17 protein-coding genes are annotated in these 20760 nt (G+C 74.0%); 12 read left to right on the top strand and 5 right to left on the bottom strand.

The features are described from left to right. Positions 1 to 109: 109 nt before the first annotated feature. Both ACZ6Y1_RS15130 and ACZ6Y1_RS15135 read left to right on the top strand, forming a co-directional pair. Complete coding sequence (locus ACZ6Y1_RS15130; protein WP_469628219.1) at positions 110 to 1525, top strand: peptidoglycan recognition protein family protein; 1416 nt, start codon at positions 110 to 112, stop codon at positions 1523 to 1525. 454 nt (positions 1526 to 1979) lie between these two features. Then, complete coding sequence (locus ACZ6Y1_RS15135; RefSeq protein WP_469628222.1) at positions 1980 to 2987, top strand: DNA-3-methyladenine glycosylase family protein; 1008 nt, start codon at positions 1980 to 1982, stop codon at positions 2985 to 2987. Here ACZ6Y1_RS15135 and ACZ6Y1_RS15140 read toward each other — a convergent pair. From ACZ6Y1_RS15140 to ACZ6Y1_RS15150, 3 genes are read right to left on the bottom strand one after another with little or no spacing between them, the layout of a single operon-like run. After that, positions 2984 to 4279 carry a coenzyme F420-0:L-glutamate ligase gene (locus ACZ6Y1_RS15140; protein ID WP_469628225.1) on the bottom strand — a complete coding sequence of 432 codons (1296 nt, stop codon included), beginning with the start codon at positions 4277 to 4279 and terminating at the stop codon, positions 2984 to 2986. The genes ACZ6Y1_RS15135 and ACZ6Y1_RS15140 overlap by 4 nt on opposite strands. Then, the gene (cofD, locus tag ACZ6Y1_RS15145; RefSeq protein ID WP_469628228.1) at positions 4276 to 5235 is read right to left on the bottom strand and encodes a 2-phospho-L-lactate transferase; all 960 of its coding nucleotides are present in this window, start codon (positions 5233 to 5235) and stop codon (positions 4276 to 4278) included. Before cofD ends, ACZ6Y1_RS15140 begins: the two co-directional genes overlap by 4 nt. A 28-nt stretch (positions 5236 to 5263) precedes the next feature. Further along, entirely contained in the window at positions 5264 to 5788 is a 525-nt protein-coding gene (locus tag ACZ6Y1_RS15150) for a cysteine dioxygenase (RefSeq protein WP_469628232.1), read from the bottom strand. A 647-nt stretch (positions 5789 to 6435) separates the two neighbouring features. On the opposite strand from ACZ6Y1_RS15150, the gene ACZ6Y1_RS15155 reads away from it, so the two are divergent. The 3 genes from ACZ6Y1_RS15155 (at position 6436) to ACZ6Y1_RS15165 (ending at position 12153) form a co-directional block, all read left to right on the top strand. After that, a complete protein-coding gene (locus ACZ6Y1_RS15155) occupies positions 6436 to 6699 on the top strand; it encodes a WhiB family transcriptional regulator (protein WP_003983763.1) in 264 nt (87 codons plus the stop codon). Between the two features lie 352 nt (positions 6700 to 7051). Continuing rightward, positions 7052 to 10666: a glycosyltransferase family 2 protein gene (locus tag ACZ6Y1_RS15160; protein ID WP_469628237.1), complete on the top strand. Its 3615-nt coding sequence runs from the start codon at positions 7052 to 7054 to the stop codon at positions 10664 to 10666. Beyond that, positions 10663 to 12153, top strand: a complete 1491-nt coding sequence (locus ACZ6Y1_RS15165) for a DUF5719 family protein (protein WP_469628241.1) — start codon at positions 10663 to 10665, stop codon at positions 12151 to 12153. Before ACZ6Y1_RS15160 ends, ACZ6Y1_RS15165 begins: the two co-directional genes overlap by 4 nt. A gap of 94 nt (positions 12154 to 12247) precedes the next feature. Here ACZ6Y1_RS15165 and ACZ6Y1_RS15170 read toward each other — a convergent pair whose 3' ends face one another. After that, positions 12248 to 12727 (bottom strand): metallopeptidase family protein, encoded by a 480-nt coding sequence (locus ACZ6Y1_RS15170; RefSeq protein WP_469628244.1) that lies wholly within the window; start codon positions 12725 to 12727, stop codon positions 12248 to 12250. Positions 12728 to 12817: 90 nt separating this feature from the next. Between ACZ6Y1_RS15170 and ACZ6Y1_RS15175 the strand changes: the two genes are divergently transcribed. The 6 genes from ACZ6Y1_RS15175 to ACZ6Y1_RS15200 all read left to right on the top strand — a co-directional run bounded on the left by ACZ6Y1_RS15175 (position 12818) and on the right by ACZ6Y1_RS15200 (position 18561). After that, positions 12818 to 13201: a DUF3499 domain-containing protein gene (locus ACZ6Y1_RS15175; protein WP_469628247.1), complete on the top strand. Its 384-nt coding sequence runs from the start codon at positions 12818 to 12820 to the stop codon at positions 13199 to 13201. Between the two features lie 94 nt (positions 13202 to 13295). Continuing rightward, entirely contained in the window at positions 13296 to 14666 is a 1371-nt protein-coding gene (locus ACZ6Y1_RS15180; RefSeq protein WP_469628250.1) for a phosphomannomutase/phosphoglucomutase, read from the top strand. 318 nt (positions 14667 to 14984) lie between these two features. Beyond that, complete coding sequence (locus tag ACZ6Y1_RS15185; protein ID WP_469628253.1) at positions 14985 to 15170, top strand: Trm112 family protein; 186 nt, start codon at positions 14985 to 14987, stop codon at positions 15168 to 15170. A gap of 62 nt (positions 15171 to 15232) precedes the next feature. Next, the gene (locus ACZ6Y1_RS15190) at positions 15233 to 16366 is read left to right on the top strand and encodes an SIS domain-containing protein (protein WP_469628258.1); all 1134 of its coding nucleotides are present in this window, start codon (positions 15233 to 15235) and stop codon (positions 16364 to 16366) included. Positions 16367 to 16405: 39 nt separating this feature from the next. After that, a complete protein-coding gene (gene manA / locus ACZ6Y1_RS15195; protein WP_469628261.1) occupies positions 16406 to 17563 on the top strand; it encodes a mannose-6-phosphate isomerase, class I in 1158 nt (385 codons plus the stop codon). A 71-nt stretch (positions 17564 to 17634) separates the two neighbouring features. Then, positions 17635 to 18561: a cation diffusion facilitator family transporter gene (locus tag ACZ6Y1_RS15200; protein ID WP_469628264.1), complete on the top strand. Its 927-nt coding sequence runs from the start codon at positions 17635 to 17637 to the stop codon at positions 18559 to 18561. Between the two features lie 65 nt (positions 18562 to 18626). On the opposite strand, the gene lepB is transcribed toward ACZ6Y1_RS15200, so the two are convergent. Further along, positions 18627 to 19322, bottom strand: a complete 696-nt coding sequence (gene lepB, locus ACZ6Y1_RS15205) for a signal peptidase I (RefSeq protein WP_469628267.1) — start codon at positions 19320 to 19322, stop codon at positions 18627 to 18629. Between the two features lie 440 nt (positions 19323 to 19762). Here lepB and ACZ6Y1_RS15210 point away from each other — a divergent pair. Further along, positions 19763 to 20760 (top strand): adenosylhomocysteinase (locus ACZ6Y1_RS15210; RefSeq protein ID WP_469628270.1); only part of this gene is annotated, 998 nt, incomplete at its 3' end.

Here is a 20760-nt window from a genome sequence, read left to right on the forward strand (position 1 = left end):
ACGGCGGTCACTCGGTCCACCGTACGAGGGAGGGCGAGGGCGGGCCCGATCGGACGGGGCGTCAGTTCTCGGATGGCGCCGCGCGGTGAGCGTGCCCACCATCCTTTCCATGCGTGGATTTCTTGCTTCCTCGATCGGCGTCGCGACGGCAGCAGCCCTGGCCCTGCCCCTCGTGCTCCCCGCCCCGGCCTTCGCGGCCGTGTCCCCGGACGCGGCCGCCGCACCCGTGACCCCCGCCGGGTCCACCCAGTCCCTGCCGCTCGCCCCCCTCGGACCGGACGCCTCGGACCGCAGCCCCGGTGTCCCCGGCATGAGCGCCTCGCCCCGCCTCCCCGAGACCCGCGGCCTGGCCGCACGCGACGTCAAGACGTTCTCGCTGGTCGGCGTCGTCTGGGACGACGTCACCACCCAGCTCCACGGCCGGGTCCAGGTCCGCACCCGGTCCACGGCCACCGAGACCTGGTCCGACTGGCAGGACGTCGAGACCCACAACGGCGAACACGCCGCCGACCCCGACGCCGTCGAACGCGGCTCCGGCCGCGTCCGCGGCGCCACCGCCCCCCTGTGGGTCGGCGAGTCCGACGGCGTGGAGGTCCGCGTCCAGGCGGAGCCCGGCGCCGGGACCGGCACCCGCGCCGCCGGCGCCCGGCTGCCGTCCGGCCTGCGCATCGAACTCGTCGACCCGGGCCGGTCCGCACCGGGTACCGCGGCGGACGGCAAGAACGGCCACCCCGTCGGCGACGACAAGGGCGAGGTGGTGGTGCCGGGCATGACCATGGAAATGGCCGAGTCCTCCGCCGCGAACGTCCCGCACGCCCCGCTCGGCGCGAACGAGATCACCGCCCTGGACAAGGCAGACTCCACGGCCGACGCGGTCTTCGCGAGCGACGGCGACCTGTCCGAGGCCGCCGCCGCCTACATCGGCCCGCGCCCGCGCATCGTCACCCGCAAGGGGTGGGGCGCGGACGAGAGCCTGCGCGAGCCCGGCTTCGTCTACACGAACACCGTCAAGGCGGCCTTCGTCCACCACAGCGCCTCCGGCAACAACTACGCCTGCAAGGACGCCCCGGCGGTACTGCGCAGCCTGTACCGCTACCACGTGGTCAGCAGCGGCTGGCGCGACATCGGCTACAACTTCGCCGTCGACAAGTGCGGCACGGTGTACGAGGGCCGCGCGGGCGGGGTCTCCAAGCCGGTGATGGGCGCGCACACCATGGGCTTCAACACCGACAGCATGGGCATCGCCGTCATCGGCACGTTCACCTCGGCGAACCCGCCGAAGGCCGCCCTCGACGCGGTGGCCCGCCTCACGGCCTGGAAGCTCGGCCTCTTCGGCGCGGACCCGCGGGCGAAGACCACCCTGAAGTCGGGCGGCGGCAACCGCTTCCCCAAGGGCCAGTCGGTGAGGCTGAACGTGATCTCCGGCCACCGCGACGGCTTCGCGACGGAATGCCCGGGCAAGCGGCTGTACGAACAGCTCCCCCCGACCCGCACCACGTCGGCCAAACTCCAGGGCCGCCCTTAGCCCCCGGCGGCTTCCCCGCCCCCCCGGGGCTCCGCCCCGCACCCCGCGCCTCAAACGCCGGCGAGGCTGGGTACGGCCCGGCGGGGCTGGTTTGCCGTGCAGCGGCAATTCCAGCCTCGCCGACGTTTGAGGCGCGGGGTCTGGGGCGGAGCCCCAGGGAACGGTGGAAGGGCGGGTAGGGGACCAGCCCCGCGCAGCGGCCGCACACAAGGGCCGCCGGGGCCGGCCGCGCGCCGGGGCACCTCCTCGGGCGTCGAACCTGCAGAGGCACCGGCACGTGGAGGGTGGTTGCGTTCGACGCCCTGCGGGGGCACCCCGCCGCAGACCCGGCCCCGGCGGCGCGGGGGTGCTGCAGGCCGAACCGACGGGCACCCGGGGTCCGACGGCACGGGGCCACCCCGCCGCACACCCGGCCCCGCCGGCGGTCGGGAAAGGTGGGGATACGCTCAGAGGCATGGCCGGCCGCTTCGACCCCCTCACCCCCACCGCAGCCCGCGGCGGCCGCACCCACGTGCCCGCAGGCCGGGGGCGGCCCGTAGGGTCCGCGGCCAAGGCCCGGGTGTGGACCCCCGAGGGCCCCGTGGACCTCGGCCTCACCCTCGGCCCCCTCAGACGCGGCCCCGCCGACCCCACCTTCCGCACCACTCCCGACGGCTCCGTCTGGAAGGCCTCCCAGACCCCGCAGGGCTCCGCCACCCTCAGGGTCGCCGCCGCGGAGGGCGGGATCCACGCCGAGGCGTGGGGCCCCGGCGCCGACTGGATGCTCCAGCAGCTGCCCGCGCTCCTCGGCGCCGCCGACGACCCGGCCGCCTTCGTCCCCCGCCACCGCCTCGTGCACGCCAGCCACCGCCGCCGCCCCGGCCTGCGCCTGACCCGCACCGGGATGGTCCTGGAGTCGCTGATCCCGGTGATCCTGGAGCAGAAGGTCACTGCCGACGAGGCCTACCGCGCCTGGCGCCGCCTCGTACGGCAGTACGGCGAGCCCGCCCCCGGCCCGCAGGAGGTGCGGGCGCTGGGCCTGTACGTCATGCCGACCGCCCCCACCTGGGCCCGGATCCCGTCCTGGGACTGGCACAAGGCCGGGGTCGACGCGAAGCGCTCCTCCACGATCCTGCGCGCCGTCCGCGTCGCGCCCCGCCTGGAGGAGGCCGCCGCCATGGAGCTCCCACGGGCCGCGGCCCGGCTGGAGGCCGTCCCCGGCATCGGCCCGTGGACCTCCGCCGAGACGCTCCAGCGCAGCAACGGACACCCGGACGCCGTCACCACCGGCGACCTGCACCTCCCCGGCATCATCGGCTACGCCCTCGCGGGCGACCGCGACGCCGACGACGCCGTCATGCTGGAGCTCCTCGCCCCCTACGCGGGCCAGCGCCACCGGGCGGCCCGCCTGATCCTCCTGGCCGGCCGCACCCCGCCCCGCCGCGTTCCCGGGATGCCCCGCTGGGACATCGGCCGCCTCTAACGGACCTGGATGAAGTCCTCCGGGTCCCGCCCGGCCCGCTCCGCCGGAGCCGCGGCGGGGTGGCCGACGGCCACCGCTCCCATGGGGTCCCAGTCCCGCGGCAGCCGCAGTACCTCGCGCACCACGTCCCGGCAGAACATCGTCGAGGACACCCACGCCGATCCCAGCCGCTCCCCGGCCAGCGCGACCAGCAGGTTCTGCACGCCCGCGCCCATCGCGACGACGAACATCTCCCGCTCGGCCGCGTCCCGCCGCGCGTGCCCGTACTCGTGCGCGCCGTCCGTCACCAGGCACGGCACCACCAGGTAGGGGGCCCGGCGCAGGACGTCCCCGCGCCGGATCCGCTTGGCGATGGAGTCCTCCGGCTTGCCGTCCCGGCGCAGGTCCGCGATCCACGCGTCCCGCATGGCGTCGAGGAGCTCGGTCCGGGACCGCTCCGACTCCAGCAGGACGAAGCGCCACGGCGTGGTGTGGTGCGGCGCGGGGGCCGTCACCGCCGCGGCCACGGCGCGGCGCACGGCGCCCGGGTCGACCGGCTCGCCGGTGAAGGCCCGTACGGTCCGGCGCTGGGTCACCGCTTCCCGTACCGCCTCCGAGGTGCCCAGGCGGAACATGTCGTCGGCGGGGGCGCGCACCAGGTCCCGGGCCGAGGCGCCCTCGCCGAGGAGGTGGCCCAGCCCGCGCACGACGGCCACCGGAAGGCCGGCCGCCTTGCCCTTCACCAGGTCGCCCGCGGCGGCCAGCTCGTCCGCCGTGGCGACGACCGTCGCGCTCAGCGGATTGCCGTGGGCGTCCGTGCCGCCGCGCAGGTCGTCCAGGACCCGTACGCCGGCCGAGCCGATCGCCACGTCCGTGAGCCCGGCCCGCCACGGCCGCCCGAAGGTGTCGGTCAGGACGACGCCCACGTCCACGGAGAGGGCGTCGCGGATGCCCGCCCGGATCGCGGCGGCCGAGGCGTCGGGGTCCTCGGGGAGCAGCAGCACCGTTCCGGGGGCCGTGTTGGAGGCGTCGACCCCGGCCGCGGCCATCACCAGGCCCTGCCGGTTCTCGACGATCCGCAGGGCGCCGCGGCGCGCCACGACCCGTACGGTCTCCGCGTCTATCGCCGCCTCGCGCGAGTCCGCCTCCACGATGCGGCCCTCGGCCTTGGAGACGATCTTCGAGGTGACGAGCAGGACGTCCCCGTCCCGCAGGTCGGGGGCGGCCGCCGCGATCAGCTTGGCCAGGTCGTCGCCGGGCCTGACCTCCGGGATCCCGCCGACGGCGCGGACCTCGTACGAGGGGCCCGTCACCGGGGGGTCCCGGCCAGCTCCAGGGCGGCCCGGGCCATCTCCGCGGTCGCCGCGAGGTCGGTCATCATCAGTGGCACCGCGCGGCAGGCGATCCCGGCGGCCTCCACCTCGGCGACCGCGTCCGCGTCGGCGGAGTCCACGAGCCAGCCGTCGAGCAGCCCGGTGCCGTAGTGCAGGGCGACGGCCGCGGCCGTGGACTCGACTCCGACCGCGGCGAGCACCTTGTCGGCCATCCCGCGCACGGGCGCGCCCCCGACGATGGGGGAGAGGCCGATGACGGGCGCGGCGGCGGAGGCCACGGCCTCCCGGATGCCGGGGACGGCGAGGATCGTGCCGACCGAGACCACCGGGTTGGACGGCGGGAAGAGGATCACATCGGCGGCGGCGATGGCCTCCAGTACGCCGGGCGCGGGCTTGGCCCGGTCGGCCCCGACGGGGACGACGGCCTCCGCGTCCACCGCGGCGCGCAGCCGGACCCAGTACTCCTGGAAGTGGACGACGCGGCGCTCGCCCGTTTCGGCGTCGGTGATCGCGACGTGGGTCTCGACCCGGTCGTCGGTCATGGGCAGCAGCCGTACCCCGGGCTGCCAGCGGTCGCAGAGGGCTTCGGTGACGGCGCTCAGGGGGTAGCCGGCGCCGATCATCTGCGTGCGGACGATGTGCGTGGCGAAGTCGCGGTCGCCGAGGCCGAACCAGGTGGGGCCGACCCCGTACGCCGCGAGCTCCTCCTTGACGGTGAAGGACTCGTCGGTGCGGCCCCAGCCCTGGTCCTCGTTGATGCCACCGCCGAGGGTGTACATGACGGTGTCCAGGTCGGGGCACACCTTGAGCCCGAACAGGTGGATGTCGTCACCGGTGTTGCCGATGACGGTGATGTCCGCGTCGGGGACTGCCGACTTCAGTCCGCGGAGGAACCGGGCGCCGCCTATACCGCCGGCCAGAACAACAATGCGCATGCACGGCAGTTTGTCAGGCCGATCGAGGTCAGGCGTGTACGGGCGCGGTTTCCGCGGGGGAGCAGTGGTGCATCGGCATCTCGGTGAGGCCGGGGAAGTAGACGTGCAGGCTGACCGCGCCGTCGAGGGTGTCGTTGACGACCTCGTGGGCCTGGCCGGGGGCGAGGACGCGCTGCGCGCCGGGGCCGTGGGTGAGCGGGCCGCGGGCGGTGTGCTCGGTGAGCTCGCCCTCCAGGACGGTCAGCACACCGGAGGAGGCGCCGTGGTCGTGCAGGCCGCTGCCCTGTCCGGGGACCCAGCTCAGCAGCCAGACCTCGTAGCCGGGGCCGGTGCGCAGCCGGTGGTACCAGCGCGTGGTCGCGTCGTACTGGACGAGGTGCGCCCAGGAGTCGCGGTCCTCGGCGATGGAACGGGCGAGGCCGACGAACTCGGCGACGGTGGCCGGGTGTTCACGGGCGGGCTGGAGGAGGTGCTGGACGGCGAGGATGTCGCCGGCGATCTGGAGGTCGCTCTCGACGGTGGCCGTGGGGGTGGTGGTGGCGGTGCTGTTCATCGTGGGGGGAGTCCTCGACGGATGTCAGTGGTGCTGGCGGTCGCTGTGGGGGTGGCCGGAGCTCAGGAGGAGCGGACGCTCCTGGGGCATCAACAGCTGCAACAGCAACAGCGAACCTGGGCAGCGCACAGGAACCCACGAATGGGGGTCCGGGTGGTGGCTGCGGGCGCTGACATGCGAACAAGGAGAACGGGTCAGAGGTCGGACTGTCAACCCAATGTCTGGAATGGGGCAAAAGTTTCACCTCATCCGGTTACCGTGCACGGAGAAAGGTTTGTGCAGCCGAGGGCAGGGGATGTGGGCGCTGTGCCGGGCTCCAAACCCGGCGCGTCCAAACCCGGCGCACGATCTCGTGATCGGACTGTGATCTACGCCGCTTCTTTGGCCGGATCGCAACCACACCCCTGGGTGACACGTCGATTCCGGGTGAAGACGGGCATCACGTGACGCCCGTGGCATGTGTCACGATTTTTGGCGATATGAACACTTTCTGCATACGCTTGGTTCCGCAGAGTGAATAAGGGGCCCAATAGCAGATCTCGGCTTGACGGCCCAGGAGCACCGCACTTGTAATTTCACTCGTGTCGTTACGTAGCGATCTGTGACGACATGACCACGGGGACGCACAGACAGAGCGAGGGGCGCACATGACCGAGCTGTTTCAGGAACTGCTGGTCGAGGAGGCGGACGAGGAGCTCGGATGGCAGGAGCGCGCGTTGTGCGCCCAGACCGACCCCGAATCCTTCTTTCCCGAGAAGGGCGGCTCCACCCGCGAGGCCAAGAAGGTCTGCCTGGCCTGCGAGGTCCGCTCCGAATGCCTTGAGTACGCCCTCGCCAACGACGAGCGATTCGGCATCTGGGGCGGTCTGTCCGAGCGCGAGCGGCGCCGTCTGAAAAAGGCCGCCGTCTAGCCGTCCGCCGACCGCCCGACCCCCTGGCCCGACCGGCCTTCCGACCACCGGTCCGACCAGCCGCCCGCCCCCGGTACGACCGCCGGCCCGGGCCCGGAAGCGCCGCCCGACCGGCACCTTCCACGCATCACCCGACATATCGCACCACGCATGGCACGACGTATCGCACGGCATATCGACCGCACGGCCGACAAGGCACCCAGCACGGCAAGAGCACCGCACACGGTCCGCCTCCCGCACCTTCCCCGCAGGAGGCGGACCGTCGCTTTGCCAGCCGTTAGGGTGGGGCGCTGTCCAGCAGCCTCCGAGGGCACACCACCCCCGGACCCCCGGCCGGAGGGCCCGTACCGCGATGTCCCTGCACAGCCAGTCGGCGGCCTCCCAGCAGGCCCCCGCCACCCCCGAGTTCCCCCGGCACGTCGTCACCGCGGTCCTCGTCGCCCACGACGGCGCCCGCTGGCTGCCCCGGACCCTCACCGGCCTGCTCGGCCAGGAACGTCCCGCGCAGAACCACGTCGCCGCCGACACCGGCAGCGCCGACGAGTCCGCGCGGCTCCTCACCGAGGCCTTCGGCGACGACCGCGTCCTGCACCTGGCCCGCCGCACCGGATTCGGCGCCGCTGTCGACGAAGCCGCCCGCACCGCCGGCACCCTCACCCCCGAGGACCTGCCCTACCTCAAGCGCCCCAGCGGCTGGGACCCCGTCAGCCGCACCTGGCGCGACGACCACTACGACCTCCCCGAACTCCCGCACGGCGAGCCCGTCCAGTGGCTCTGGCTGCTCCACGACGACAGCGCCCCCGAACCGGACGCCCTCGCCGAACTGCTGCGCGTCGCCGACGAGAACCCCGACGCCGCCGTCATCGGCCCCAAGCTGCGCGGCTGGTACGACAAGAAGCAGCTGCTCGAAGCGGGCGTCACCATCGCCCGCAGCGGCCGCCGCTGGACCGGACTCGACCGGCGCGAACAGGACCAGGGCCAGCACGACCAGGTCCGCCCCGTCCTCTCCGTCTCCACCGCCGGCATGCTCGTGCGCCGCGACGTCTACGACGACCTCGGCGGCTTCGACCGCCGCCTGCCCCTCATGCGCGACGACGTCGACCTGTGCTGGCGCGCCCAGAGCGCCGGCCACACCGTCCTCGTCGCCCCCGACGCCGTCATGCGCCACGCCGAGGCGGCCGCCCGCGAGCGCCGCACCGTCGACTGCGCGGGCCGTACGAGCGCCAGCCCGCACCGCGTGGACAAGGCGGGCGCCGTCTACACGATCCTCGCCAACAGCTCCGGCCGCGCCCTGCCGTACGTCCTGCTCCGCGTGCTGCTCGGCACCGTCCTGCGCACCCTCGCCTACCTCGTCGGCAAGGCCCCCGGACAGGCCGTCGACGAGATCACCGGCCTCCTCGCCGTGCTGCTCCGCCCCGGCCGGATCCTCGGCGCCCGCAGGCGCCGCCGCCGCCCCGTCGTCCCCGCCGCCGAACTGCGGCCGCTCTTCCCGCCGCCCGGCGCCTCCCTGCGGGCCAACGTCGAACAGCTCGCCGGATACTTCGGCGACGCCCGCGGCCCCGACTCCGCCCCAGCCGGCCGGCACGGCGGCGGCAGCATCCTGACCGCCCCCGGCGAGGACGGCGACTACCCGGTGGCCGAGGAGCGGTTCGCGCGCCTCAAGCGGATCGCCCGCAACCCCGCCCCCGCCCTCTTCGCCGTCCTCCTGCTCGTCTCCCTCGCCGCCTGCCGGGCCCTGATCGGGGGCGGCTCCCTCATGGGCGGCGCCCTGCTGCCCGCCCCCGACGCCGGCGCCGACCTCTGGCGGGCCTACACCGCCGGCTGGCAGCCCGTGGGGACCGGCACCACCGCCCCGGCGCCCCCCTACCTCGCCGTCCTCGGCGGCCTCGCCACGCTGCTGTTCGGATCCACCCAGGCCGCCCTGACGCTGCTGCTCGTCGGATCCGTCCCACTGGCCGGCCTCACCGCCTACTTCGCCGCCCGGCCGCTCGTCGAGTCCCGGCTGCTGCGCGCCTGGGCCGCCGTCGCCTACGCCTTCCTGCCCGCCGTCACCGGAGCCCTCGCCGGCGGCCGCCTCGGCACCGCCCTGCTCGCCGTCCTGCTGCCGCTCATCGCCCGGTCCGCCGTCTCCGCCTTCGGACTGGGCGGGACCACCTCCGACGGGACCGACGACCCCGAGCGGCGCGGCACCTGGCGCGCGGTGTGGACGTACACCCTCCTGCTGACGCTGGCCACCGCCTTCACCCCCGTCGTCTGGCCGCTCGCCGCCGTCCTCGGCGCCGCCGCGCTGGCCCGGCGCCGGGCCCGGTGGAAGACGTACGCACCGCGCCTGCTGGCCACCCTCGCCGTCCCGCTCCTCGTCCTCGCCCCCTGGTCGCTGGGCCTGTTCCTGCACCCCGGACGCCTCCTCGACGAGGCCGGACTGCCGTACGGACCCGGCTCCGCGAGCGGCCTCGACCTGCTCGGCATCAGCCCCGGCGGCCCCGGCACCGGCGCCGGCCCGCTCCTCATCGGCATCGTCCTGGCCGCGCTCGCCGCCCTGCTGCGTACCGACCGGCGCCCCGCCGTCCGCACCGCCTGGGCCGCCGCCCTGGCCGCCCTGGCCCTCGCCGTCCTGCTCAACCGCGGCTCCTGGGCCGGACCCGCCACCCTCGTGTACGGACTCGCCCTCCTCGCCGCCGCCGCGGTCGGCGCGGACGGCGCCAGGGAACGCGTCGCCGCCCGCAGCTTCGGCTGGCGCCAGCCCGTGGCCGCGCTGATCGGGCTCGCCGCCGCCGCGGGCCCGCTCGTCGCCGCGGCCACCTGGATGGTCGCCGGCGCCGACGGCCCGCTGGAGCGCCGCGACCCGGTGCAGGTCCCGGCCTTCGTCGCCGACGCCGGAGGGGACGACAACCAGACCCGCACCCTGGTCCTCGGCCTCGACGCCGCCAAGGGCGTCTCCTACAGCCTGGTGCGCGGGCCCGGCGGACGGCTCGGCGACGCCGAGATCACCCGTGCGAGCGGCGGCGACCGACGCCTCGACAAGGTCGTCTCCAACCTCGTCGCCGGCTCCGGCGCCGACCAGTCCAGCCAGCTCAGCGCCTACGCCATCCGCTTCGTCATGTTCCGCCCGGGCGGCCCCGAGGAGATCCGCCGCGTCCTCGACGCCACCCCGGGCCTGAGCCGGCGCCACCAGCAGGACGGCACCGCCCTGTGGGGCGTCGAGCCCTGGCTGCCCCGCGCCGTCATCGTCTCCGCCAAGCAGGGCGAGGCCCCGATCCCCGTCGCGGCCGGGCCCGTAGAGGTCCACGGCGCCAAGATCCCCTCGGGTGAGGCAGGCCGCGTGCTGCGCATCGCCGACCGCGCCGACGCGGGCTGGCAGGCCACCCTCGACGGCAAGCCCCTCAAGGCGAAGACCGTCGACGGCTGGGCGCAGGGCTTCGAACTCCCCGCCGCGGGCGGCCGCCTCGACCTCGTCCACGAGACCTCGCTCGTACGCACCGCCTGGCACTGGGCGCAGGGCCTGCTCGCGCTGGTGCTCCTGGTGATGGCGCTGCCCGGCCGCCGGGCCAGCCTCGACGACGACCTCCCGGAGGAGGAGGCCCCCGCCTCCGAGGCCGCGGGCGAGGGCCGCCGCGCCCGCCGCCTGCGCGCGGAGGCCGAGCAGGCGCAGGCCCCGGCGGAGGCGGCGGCCGTCGCCGACCCGTACGCGGACATCCCCGCCCAGCCGGTGTACGGCGACGACGCGTACGCGTACCAGGCGTACGGCGACCAGAACGGCTACGCGTACGAGCAGCAGCAGCCGTACGAGCCCTACCCGGCCTACGACCAGCAGCACCAGCCCCAGCAGCCCCAGCAGGCCTACGAGGACCCGTACCCGCAGCAGTACCCCCAGTACGAGCAGCCGTACGAGCCCTTCGACGCCTTCCGGCAGCACGACCCCCACGCACAGCACGACCCGCGTCCTGACGGGAGCCCCCAGCAGTGAAGCAGCGCGCACCCCTGACGCTCGCCGTCGTGACCGCGGCCCTCGCCGCCCTCACCGGCATCGCCTCGCTCACCGCGCCCGGCCCCGGCGGGAAGCCCGCCGACGGCAAGGCGCCGGCCGCCGCCCGGATGCCGGTCGAGCGGTCCCTGCTGGTGTGCCCGGCGCCCAGCTCCTCCGACATCGCCGACACCACGTACACCTCCTTCACCCCGGCCGCCGCCAAGGGCTCCGGGGACGGCAAGGGCGCGGCCCGGCTGCTCGGCGCCACCAAGGACGCCAAGCCCGTACTGGAGTCCAAGGAGCCCGGCAAGCCCGTCGGGGCCACCGCCACCGGAGCGGAGGCCCCCGCCCTCACGGGCAGCGCCGAGGGCGCCCTCGCCCCCGGCTGGACGGCGCAGCTGACCACCAAGGTCACCGTGGGCCGGGCCCGCGGAGTCCTCGGAACCGCCTGCACCGCGCCCGGCACCGACTTCTGGTTCCCCGCGGTCAGCACGGCCAAGGGGCGAGAGGACTTCGTCCACCTCACCAACCCGGACGACGCCGCCGCCACCGTCGACATCAAGCTGTTCGGCCCGGACGGGCTGGCCAAGTCCGAGGCGGGCATCGGAGAGAGCATCCGCGTCGACCCCAAGTCGACCAGGACCGTCTCCCTCGCCACCCTCGTCCCCGGCGTCCAGCTCACGGACGCCACCGCCCACGTCACCACCCGGGCGGGCCGCGTCGGCGCCACCGTGCAGGTCGCCGAGGAGGGCGTCGGGGCCGACTGGCTGCCCGCCTCCACCGACCCGGCAGGCTCCCTCGTGCTGCCCGGCATCCCCGCGGACGCCACCTCCGTACGGCTCGTCGCCTTCGTGCCCGGCGAACAGGACGCGGACCTCAAGCTGCGCCTCGCGGCCCCGGGCGGCGCCATCAGCCCGGCGGGCAACGAGCAGCTGCACGTCAAGGCGGGCATGACCGCCACCGCCGACCTCGCGGACGTCACTCGCGGGGAGCCCGGCTCGCTGCTGCTGACCCCGGCCGACGCCAAGAAGAGCACCCCGGTGGTCGCCGCGGTCCGCGTGGTCCGCGGCAGCGGCGCCAAGCAGGAACTGGCCTTCGTACCGGCCACCGGCCCGGTCGGCACGCGGGCGACGGTGGCCGACAACCGGCCCGAGGAGAACACCACCCTGCTGTCCATGACGGCCCCGGGCGCCGACGCCAAGGTCAAGGTGACGGCCTCGCCGGGCACCGGCGGGGGCGAGCCCGCCTCCAAGGAGGTCACCGTCAAGGCCGGCACCACGCAGACCCTCGCCCTGGCCCCGTCCGGCGGCAAGGGCGCCTACGCCCTGACCGTCGAGACCCTCTCCGGCGGCCCGGTCCACGCGGCCCGCACCCTGTCACTGCCGCACGAGGGCATCGCGATGTTCACCGTCCAGGCCTTCACGGACGACCGCTCCACGGTCTCGGTCCCCAGGGCCGCCCAGGACCTCTCGGTCCTGACCAGGTGACGGCACGCGGCCTCGCCGGGGTTCGAGGCGCGGGGTCGGGGGCGGAGCCCCGGCAGCGGGGCCGCCCCCGACCACGGCCGGGGGCCGACCAGCGTCAGTCCTGCCCGTAACGCGGATCAACGGTCTCCGGCGACAGTCCCAGCAGCTCCGCCACCTGCTCCACCACCACCTCGTGGACCAGCAGCGCCTTGTCGTCCCGCGTCTTCGTACGGATCTCCACCGGCCGCCGGAACACCACGATCCGGGCCGGCCTGCCGCCCGCCGGTTCCGACAGCGAGCCCAGCGGCACCGCCTCGTCGTTCCAGCCGCCGTCCGGGCCGCCCGGCGGACCCGGGACCTCGCCGACCAGGAACTCCACCTCGGCCAGCTGCGGCCACCGCCGCTCCAGCCGCTCCACGGAATCCCGTACGAGGTCCCCGAACAGCTCCGCGCGGCTCGCCGACAACGGCACCTGGGGCGGCGCCACCGGCCCGCGCATTCCGCGGCCGTGCCGGTCCCGCCGACGCACGCGCGGCTCGGCCGGGACCCCCGCGGGCGGGTCCGCGGGAGAGGGAGGAAGGGTGCTGTCCGTCACCCCCGCAGGGTAGCCCTCGGGGCGACACGGGGGAGGGAGCGGCGGCAGAGTCGTCGCGGCCCGGTCAAGAGTGCGGTACCGTCCAACGTCGTGAGCCTTGTACGTCGCTGTTCGCGCACCGCGTGCGGCCGCCCTGCCGTCGCGACACTGACGTACGTCTACGCCGATTCGACCGCAGTTCTCGGCCCGCTCGCCACCTACGCCGAACCCCACTGTTACGACCTGTGCGCCGAGCACTCGGAACGCCTGACCGCGCCGCGCGGCTGGGAAGTCGTCCGCCTGTCCGACGGCTCCGCGCCGTCGCGCCCCAGCGGTGACGACCTCGAAGCCCTCGCGAACGCCGTCCGCGAGGCCGCCCGCCCGCCGGAGCGCGCGGCCGGGGCCGGAGGCTCCGGGCACGGCCAGAACGGCGGCCAGGCCTCCGGCGAGACGCGTCGTGGACATCTGCGCGTCCTGAGATCGCCGGATTCCTGACGCGCCCCGGCCATCCGGCTGCGTTCATCTGACTGGCGTCCCGTGGTTCAAGGTAGGTTGGCCGGACCGCACAGGACCTTCAGGAGGGCAGGCAGTGGCCGCAGATTTTTCGAACATCGTCAAGGCGTACGACGTGCGCGGTGTCGTGCCGGACGAGTGGGACGAGCCCCTGGCGGAACTGTTCGGTGCCGCGTTCGTCGAGGTCACGGGCGCCCCGGCGATCGTGATCGGCCATGACATGCGGCCCTCCTCCCCGGGCCTGTCCGCGGCCTTCGCGCGCGGCGCGGCCGCCCGCGGCGTGGACGTCACCCTGATCGGGCTGTGCTCCACCGACCAGCTGTACTACGCCTCCGGTGCCCTGGACCTGCCCGGCGCCATGTTCACGGCCTCGCACAACCCGGCCCAGTACAACGGCATCAAGATGTGCCGCGCGGGCGCCGCCCCGGTCGGCCAGGACACCGGCCTCTCGCAGATCCGCGAGCTGGTGGAGAAGTGGACCGACGAGGGCGTCCCCGCCGCCGCGCAGGGCACCGCCGCCGGCACCGTCACCGAGCTGGACTCCCTTCCCGGTTACGCCGCCCACCTGCGCGGCCTGGTCGACCTGACCTCGATCCGCCCGCTCAAGGTCGTCGTCGACGCGGGCAACGGCATGGGCGGCCACACCGTCCCGACCGTCTTCGAGGGCCTCCCGCTGGACCTCGTCCCGATGTACTTCGAGCTGGACGGGACCTTCCCCAACCACGAGGCCAACCCCCTCGACCCGAAGAACATCGTCGACCTCCAGGCCCGCGTCCTCGCCGAGGGCGCCGACCTCGGCATCGCCTTCGACGGCGACGCCGACCGCTGCTTCATCGTCGACGAGCGCGGCGAGGGCGTCTCCCCGTCCGCGATCACCGCACTGGTCGCGGCCCGCGAGCTGGCGCGCAACGGCGGCACCGGCACCGTGATCCACAACCTGATCACCTCCTGGTCCGTCCCCGAGGTCGTCCGCGAGAACGGCGGCACCCCCGTCCGCACCCGCGTCGGCCACTCCTTCATCAAGGAGGAGATGGCCAAGACCGGCGCCATCTTCGGGGGCGAGCACTCCGCGCACTACTACTTCAAGGACTTCTGGAACGCGGACACCGGCATGCTCGCCGCGCTCCACGTCCTCGCGGCCCTCGGCGGCCAGGACGGCCCGCTGTCCGCCCTGGTGGCCTCCTACGACCGCTACGAGGGCTCCGGCGAGATCAACTCCACCGTCGCCGACCAGGCCGGCCGCCTGGCCGCCGTCAAGGAGACCTACTCCGGCCGCGAGGGCGTCACCCTCGACGAGCTGGACGGCCTCACCGTGGCGGCAGCGGACTGGTGGTTCAACGTCCGCGCCTCCAACACCGAGCCCCTGCTCCGCCTGAACGTGGAAGCCCGCGACCGGGCGACCCTCGTCAAGATCCGCGACGAGGTCCTCGCCCTGATCCGCGCCTGACCGCTTCAGCCCCGGCGACACCGCCCGCGCGTCCAACGCCTCGGCGGGGGCGATCCCAGCCTCGCCGGCGTTTGAGGCGCGGGGTCCGGGGCAGCGCCCCGGCAACGGCGCCGCACCGGCAGGTCCACCCCGTCGGCGCCCGGGGCGAGGGGCCCGGGGCGAGGGGCCCGGGGCGAGGGGCCCGGGGCCAAGGCGGGGCGGCACCCCGGACCCGGCGGCCCGCCCACGCGCGCTCCGGGCCGCACCGGAGGTGACTCGGCGGTACGCTGACCTCGCCCGACCGCACAACCATCCGCATGCCCGAAGGGAACGCACCACATGCCGCTCGAAGCCGGTCTTCTGGAGATCCTCGCCTGCCCCGCCTGCCACTCCCCCCTCCAGGACCGGTCGGCGGACGAAACGGCCCCCGAGCTGATCTGCACCGGCCAGGACTGCGGTCTCGCCTACCCCGTCCGTGACGGCATCCCGGTCCTCCTCGTGGACGAGGCCCGCCGCCCCGCCTGACAGCAGGCCGGCCCGACGGCCGGCGCCCGACCCCACCCGCGTCAACACCGCAGGAGGCCGCCATGCTCGACGAGTCGCTCCTCGACGCACCGGACGATCTCGCCCGCGTAGACCGCAGGGGCCTGCTCCGCGGCGCGGCCGAGGCCGGGGCCCGGGTCCGCACCGCGGCCCGGCACGCGACCGAGGCGGGCCTCGGCGACCTGCGCCCCGACGGCCGCCCCCGCGCGGTCCTCATCGCGGGCCCCGGCACCGCCGCGACCGGTGTCGCCGACCTGCTGGGCGCCCTCGCCGGAGCCTCCGCACCCGTCATCCGACTGGACCCCACCGGCGTCGCGCACGCCGCCGGGGCCCTGCGCTGGTCCCTGCCCGGCTGGGCCGGCCCCGTCGACCTGCTGCTCATCGCCACCACCGACGGCACCGAGCCCGGCCTGGGCGTCCTCGCCGACCAGGCCTACCGGCGCGGCTGCACCGTCGTCGCCGTCGGCCCCGAGCGCTCACCGCTGAACGAGGCGGTGGAAGGCGCGCACGGGCTCCACGTACCGATGGCCAAGGCCCCGTACCAGGAGTTCGACGAGTCCGCCGCGGCCGGCCCCGGCGCGCTGTGGGCCCTGCTCACCCCGCTGCTGCTGCTCCTCGACAAGGTCGGGCTGATCACCGCCGCCCCGGACACCCTCCAGCTCGTCGCCGACCGGCTGGACCGCACCGCCGAGCGCTGCGGGCCCGCCATCGCCACGTACTCCAACCCGGCCAAGACCCTCGCCGCGGAGCTGGCCGACTCCCTCCCGCTCATCTGGAGCGAGGGCGCCGGAGCCGGCCCCGCGGGCCGCCGCTTCGCCGCCACCCTCGCCGAGCTCGCCGGACGCCCCGCACTGTCCGCGGCGCTCCCCGAAGCCCTGCCCGCCCACGGGGTCCTGCTCGCCGGAGCGTTCGCCGCCGGCGCCGATCCCGATGACTTCTTCCGTGACCGGGTCGAGGAGCCGCAGGCTCTTCGCGCCCGGGTAGTCCTGCTGCGTGACCGGCCGGCCGGGGGCCTCACCGCCGCCCCCGCCGCACGCGAGCTCGCCCTCAGCCACGACACTGCCGTCAGCGAGCTCGAACCGGAGGAGGGCGTCGAGCTGGAACAGCTCGCCGAACTCCTCGCCGTCACGGATTTCGCCACCGCCTACCTGGCGCTGGCCTCCGGGGGACACAGCTGAGACGCATCACGGTGACCGGCTCTATCCAGGAAGACGACGATGGACCGCCTGACCAACACGATCCGCCCCTATGCCTGGGGATCGACGACCGCGATCCCCCGACTCCTCGGTGTCGACCCCACCGGTGAGCCACAGGCCGAGCTGTGGATGGGTGCCCACCAGGGCGCGCCCTCCCGCCTCGACCGCGGGGACGGTGAGCAGGCCCTCTCGGACGTCATCGCCGCCGACCCCGAGGGCGAACTGGGCGCCGCCACCGTCGCCAGGTTCGGCCCGAGGCTGCCGTTCCTCCTGAAGGTCCTCGCAGCGGGTGCGCCCCTCTCCCTCCAGGTCCACCCCGACCTCGACCAGGCCAGGGCCGGGTTCGAGGACGAGGAGCGCCGCGGCGTGCCGCTCGACGCCGCCCACCGCAACTACAAGGACCCCAACCACAAGCCCGAAATGCTCTGCGCGCTCACCCCGTTCGAGGGGTTCTGCGGTTTCCGCCCGCCCCTGGCGGCCGCCGAACTCATCGACGGCCTCGGCGTGGACAGCCTCAAGCCGTACGTGGACCTGCTCCACGCCCACCCCGAGGACGCGGCCCTGCGCGAAGTGCTCACGGCCGTACTGACCGCGGACCGGGCCGAGATGGCCCGCACCGTCGCCGAGGTCGAGGCCGCCGCGGACCGCCTCGGCGGCCGCTACGCCCCGTACGCCTCCCTCGTCCACCACTTCCCGGGCGATCCGGGCGTCGTCGCGGCCATGCTCCTCAACCACTTCCGACTCCAGCCCGGCGAGGCGGTGTTCCTCGGTGCGGGCGTCCCGCACGCCTACATCGACGGCCTCGGGGTCGAACTGCTCGCCAACTCCGACAACGTGCTGCGCGCCGGACTCACCCCCAAACACGTGGACGTACCCGAACTGCTGAAGATCACGAACTTCGAGCCGGGGGACCCGCACGTGCTGCGCCCGGAGGGCAACGGCGAGGAGGTCTACGAGGCCCCCATCGAAGAATTCCGGCTCTCCCGCTTCGTCCTCGCCCCCGGCGGAGCCGCCCGCGTGCTCCCGGACGGAGCCCCGCAGATCCTGCTCTGCACGGCTGGTTCGCCGCACGTCGGCGAACTGCCCCTGGCCCCGGGCGAGTCGGTCTTCGTACCGGCGGGAGAAAAGGTCGAACTGTCCGGAAGCGGTACGGTCTTCCGCGCCACCGTCATGGTCTGACGTAGCGTCCTTCCCGGCGGCTGCAAGAATGTGCGGCCGGTATCAGTCGCTAGGAAGGACACCCTGCACCCATGAGCGCGTCGGGCGGTACCAGGGCGATCGTGGCGGCACTCGCCGCCAACCTCGCCATCGCTGTGGCCAAATTCGTGGCATTCCTCTTCAGCGGTTCCTCGTCGATGCTCGCGGAAAGCGTCCACTCCGTGGCCGACTCCGGAAACCAGGGGCTGCTCCTGCTCGGCGGGAAGAAGGCCCAGCGCGAGGCGACGCCCCAACACCCCTTCGGGTACGGGCGGGAGCGCTACATCTACGCGTTCCTCGTCTCCATCGTGCTGTTCTCGGTCGGCGGCATGTTCGCCATCTACGAGGGCTACGAGAAGATCCAGCACCCGCACCCGATCGAGGACTGGTACTGGCCGATCGGCGTGCTCGTCTTCGCGATCATCGCCGAGGGCTTCTCCTTCCGCACCGCCATCAAGGAGTCGAACGAGCTCCGCGGCAAGCTGTCGTGGACCGACTTCATCCGGCGCGCCAAGGCCCCCGAGCTGCCCGTGGTCCTGCTGGAGGACTTCGGCGCGCTGGTCGGCCTGGTCCTGGCCCTGGGCGGCGTCGGCCTGGCCCTCGCCACCGGCGACGGCGTCTGGGACGGCATCGGCACCCTGTGCATCGGCATCCTGCTGATCGTCATCGCCCTCGTCCTGGCCGCCGAGACCAAGTCCCTGCTGCTCGGCGAGGCCGCAGGGACGGACCAGGTCGAGAAGATCAAGGCCGCGGTCGTCGACGGCGAGACCGTCACCGGCCTGATCCACATGCGCACCCTGCACCTCGGCCCCGAGGAACTGCTGGTCGCCGCCAAGATCGCGGTCCAGCACGACGACACCGCCGCCGAGGTGGCCAAGGCCATCGACGCCGCGGAGGCCCGCATCCGCGAGGCCGTCCCGATTGCCCGCGTGATCTACCTCGAACCGGACATCTACCGGGCACCGGCTGCCGCCGAGTGACACCAGGACCGCCCGAAGGCCCCCGCGAGCAGCAGTTCGCGGGGGCCTTCGGCGCAGCTGCCTCGCTACGGCCGATCACCGCGCGGCGGTTCGACGCTCGTGGCACCCCAGACGGGCCGCACCTGCGGCACGGGCCTCCGGCGCCGCACCACCAGGGCGGCGATCCCCAGCCCGATGCCCACGGGCAGAAGGCACATCCCGGCGAAGACGCCCAGGCCGAGCCCGAGGGACAGCGGGCTCTCCTGGTCCTCCTCGACCCCGGTCACGGCCGCCACGGGCACCGTCCCCCTGTTGCTGTCCGGGTGGAAGCGGGAGTCCGCGGAATTGCCGCGGTTGTCACCGAGGATGAAGACCCGGCCCTGCGGCACCACCACATCGAAGGACACCCCGCCTGCCCCCGGGGCGCCGTTCAGGACGTAGGGCTCGTCGAGCGGCCGCCCGTTGAGGGTCACGGTTCCGTCCCCCAGCGTGTAAGAGATGCGGTCACCCCCCACCGCCACCACGCGTCCGAGGAACGGGCCTCTCAGCCCCCAGCCGGACGGGTCATAGGTCACCACATCGCCGCGCCGGACCCCGGACGTGTCCTTGCGGAGGACGACGAGGTCCTCAGGGACGATCGTGGGCCGCATGTTGTCACTGAACGCGCGCGCCGCGGTGAACCCGCTCAGCGCGATCACGATCGGGCCACCGATCAGTGCGACGCCCAGCACCAGCAGGACGATCGCCCAGATGCCCCGTTTGCGCCCGGGCCTGCGTGCCATGAATCCCCAACCCCTCCCAGCGGTACGAACGGCCGGAAGGATACGGTCCGGCCGGATCCGCGCGGCGGGCGGTCCCCGTACCCGTGCGGGATCCGACCGGGCGGCGGGGGCGACCACCGGATCTCGCGATGCCCGTCCATGATCGCGGACCCGCTCGAATCCGGCCCGAATCCGGCCCGAATCCCGCCCGCATCCAGCCCGAGTCCGGCGTGGATCCCGCCCCGGCGTGATCTCCGGTCGACTGGGGTCCGCTGCGCCGATCGGTGTAGATTCGTCATCAGTGTCAGGCGTCGCTGCTGATGGCGGTCGGGCGGTCCGAGAGGCCGGCCGAGGGGAGAGAGGACCCCCGACGGACTGTGCTCGGTGTGCCGCCATGTCTCCATCCGGCCGGCGCACGGCCCAGCCGTACCCACCCTCTCGAACCATGAGGAGCAGCACCCATGGACTTCAAGGTCGCAGACCTCTCCCTCGCCGCCTTCGGCCGCAAGGAGATCACCCTGGCCGAGCACGAGATGCCCGGCCTGATGTCGATCCGGCGGGAGTACGCGGCGTCGCAGCCGCTGGCCGGCGCCCGTATCACCGGCTCGCTGCACATGACCGTGCAGACGGCCGTGCTCATCGAGACCCTCGTCGCCCTCGGCGCCGACGTCCGCTGGGCCTCCTGCAACATCTTCTCCACCCAGGACCACGCTGCCGCCGCCATCGCGGTGGGCCCGAACGGCACCCCGGAGAACCCGCAGGGCGTGCCCGTCTTCGCCTGGAAGGGCGAGACGCTGGAGGAGTACTGGTGGTGCACGGAGCAGGCGCTGACCTGGCCGAACACCCCCACCGGCGGCCCGAACATGATCCTCGACGACGGTGGTGACGCCACCCTCCTCGTCCACAAGGGCGTCGAGTTCGAGAAGGCCGGCTCCGCCCCGGACCCGTCCACCGCGGACTCCGAGGAATACGGCTACATCCTGCAGCTCCTCAACCGCACCCTCGCCGAGTCCCCCCAGAAGTGGACCCAGCTCGCGTCCGAGATCCGCGGCGTGACCGAGGAGACCACCACCGGTGTCCACCGCCTGTACGAGATGATGCAGTCGGGTGACCTGCTCTTCCCGGCGATCAACGTGAACGACGCCGTGACGAAGTCGAAGTTCGACAACAAGTACGGCTGCCGCCACTCCCTGATCGACGGCATCAACCGCGCCACCGACGTCCTCATCGGCGGCAAGACGGCCGTCGTCTTCGGTTACGGCGACGTCGGCAAGGGCTGCGCCGAGTCCCTCCGTGGCCAGGGCGCGCGCGTCATCGTCACCGAGATCGACCCGATCTGCGCCCTGCAGGCCGCGATGGACGGTTACCAGGTCGCCACGCTGGACGATGTCGTCGAGACCGCCGACATCTTCATCACGACCACGGGCAACAAGGACATCATCATGGCCTCGGACATGGC

This window comes from Streptomyces sp. NPDC053432 (assembly GCF_055585365.1).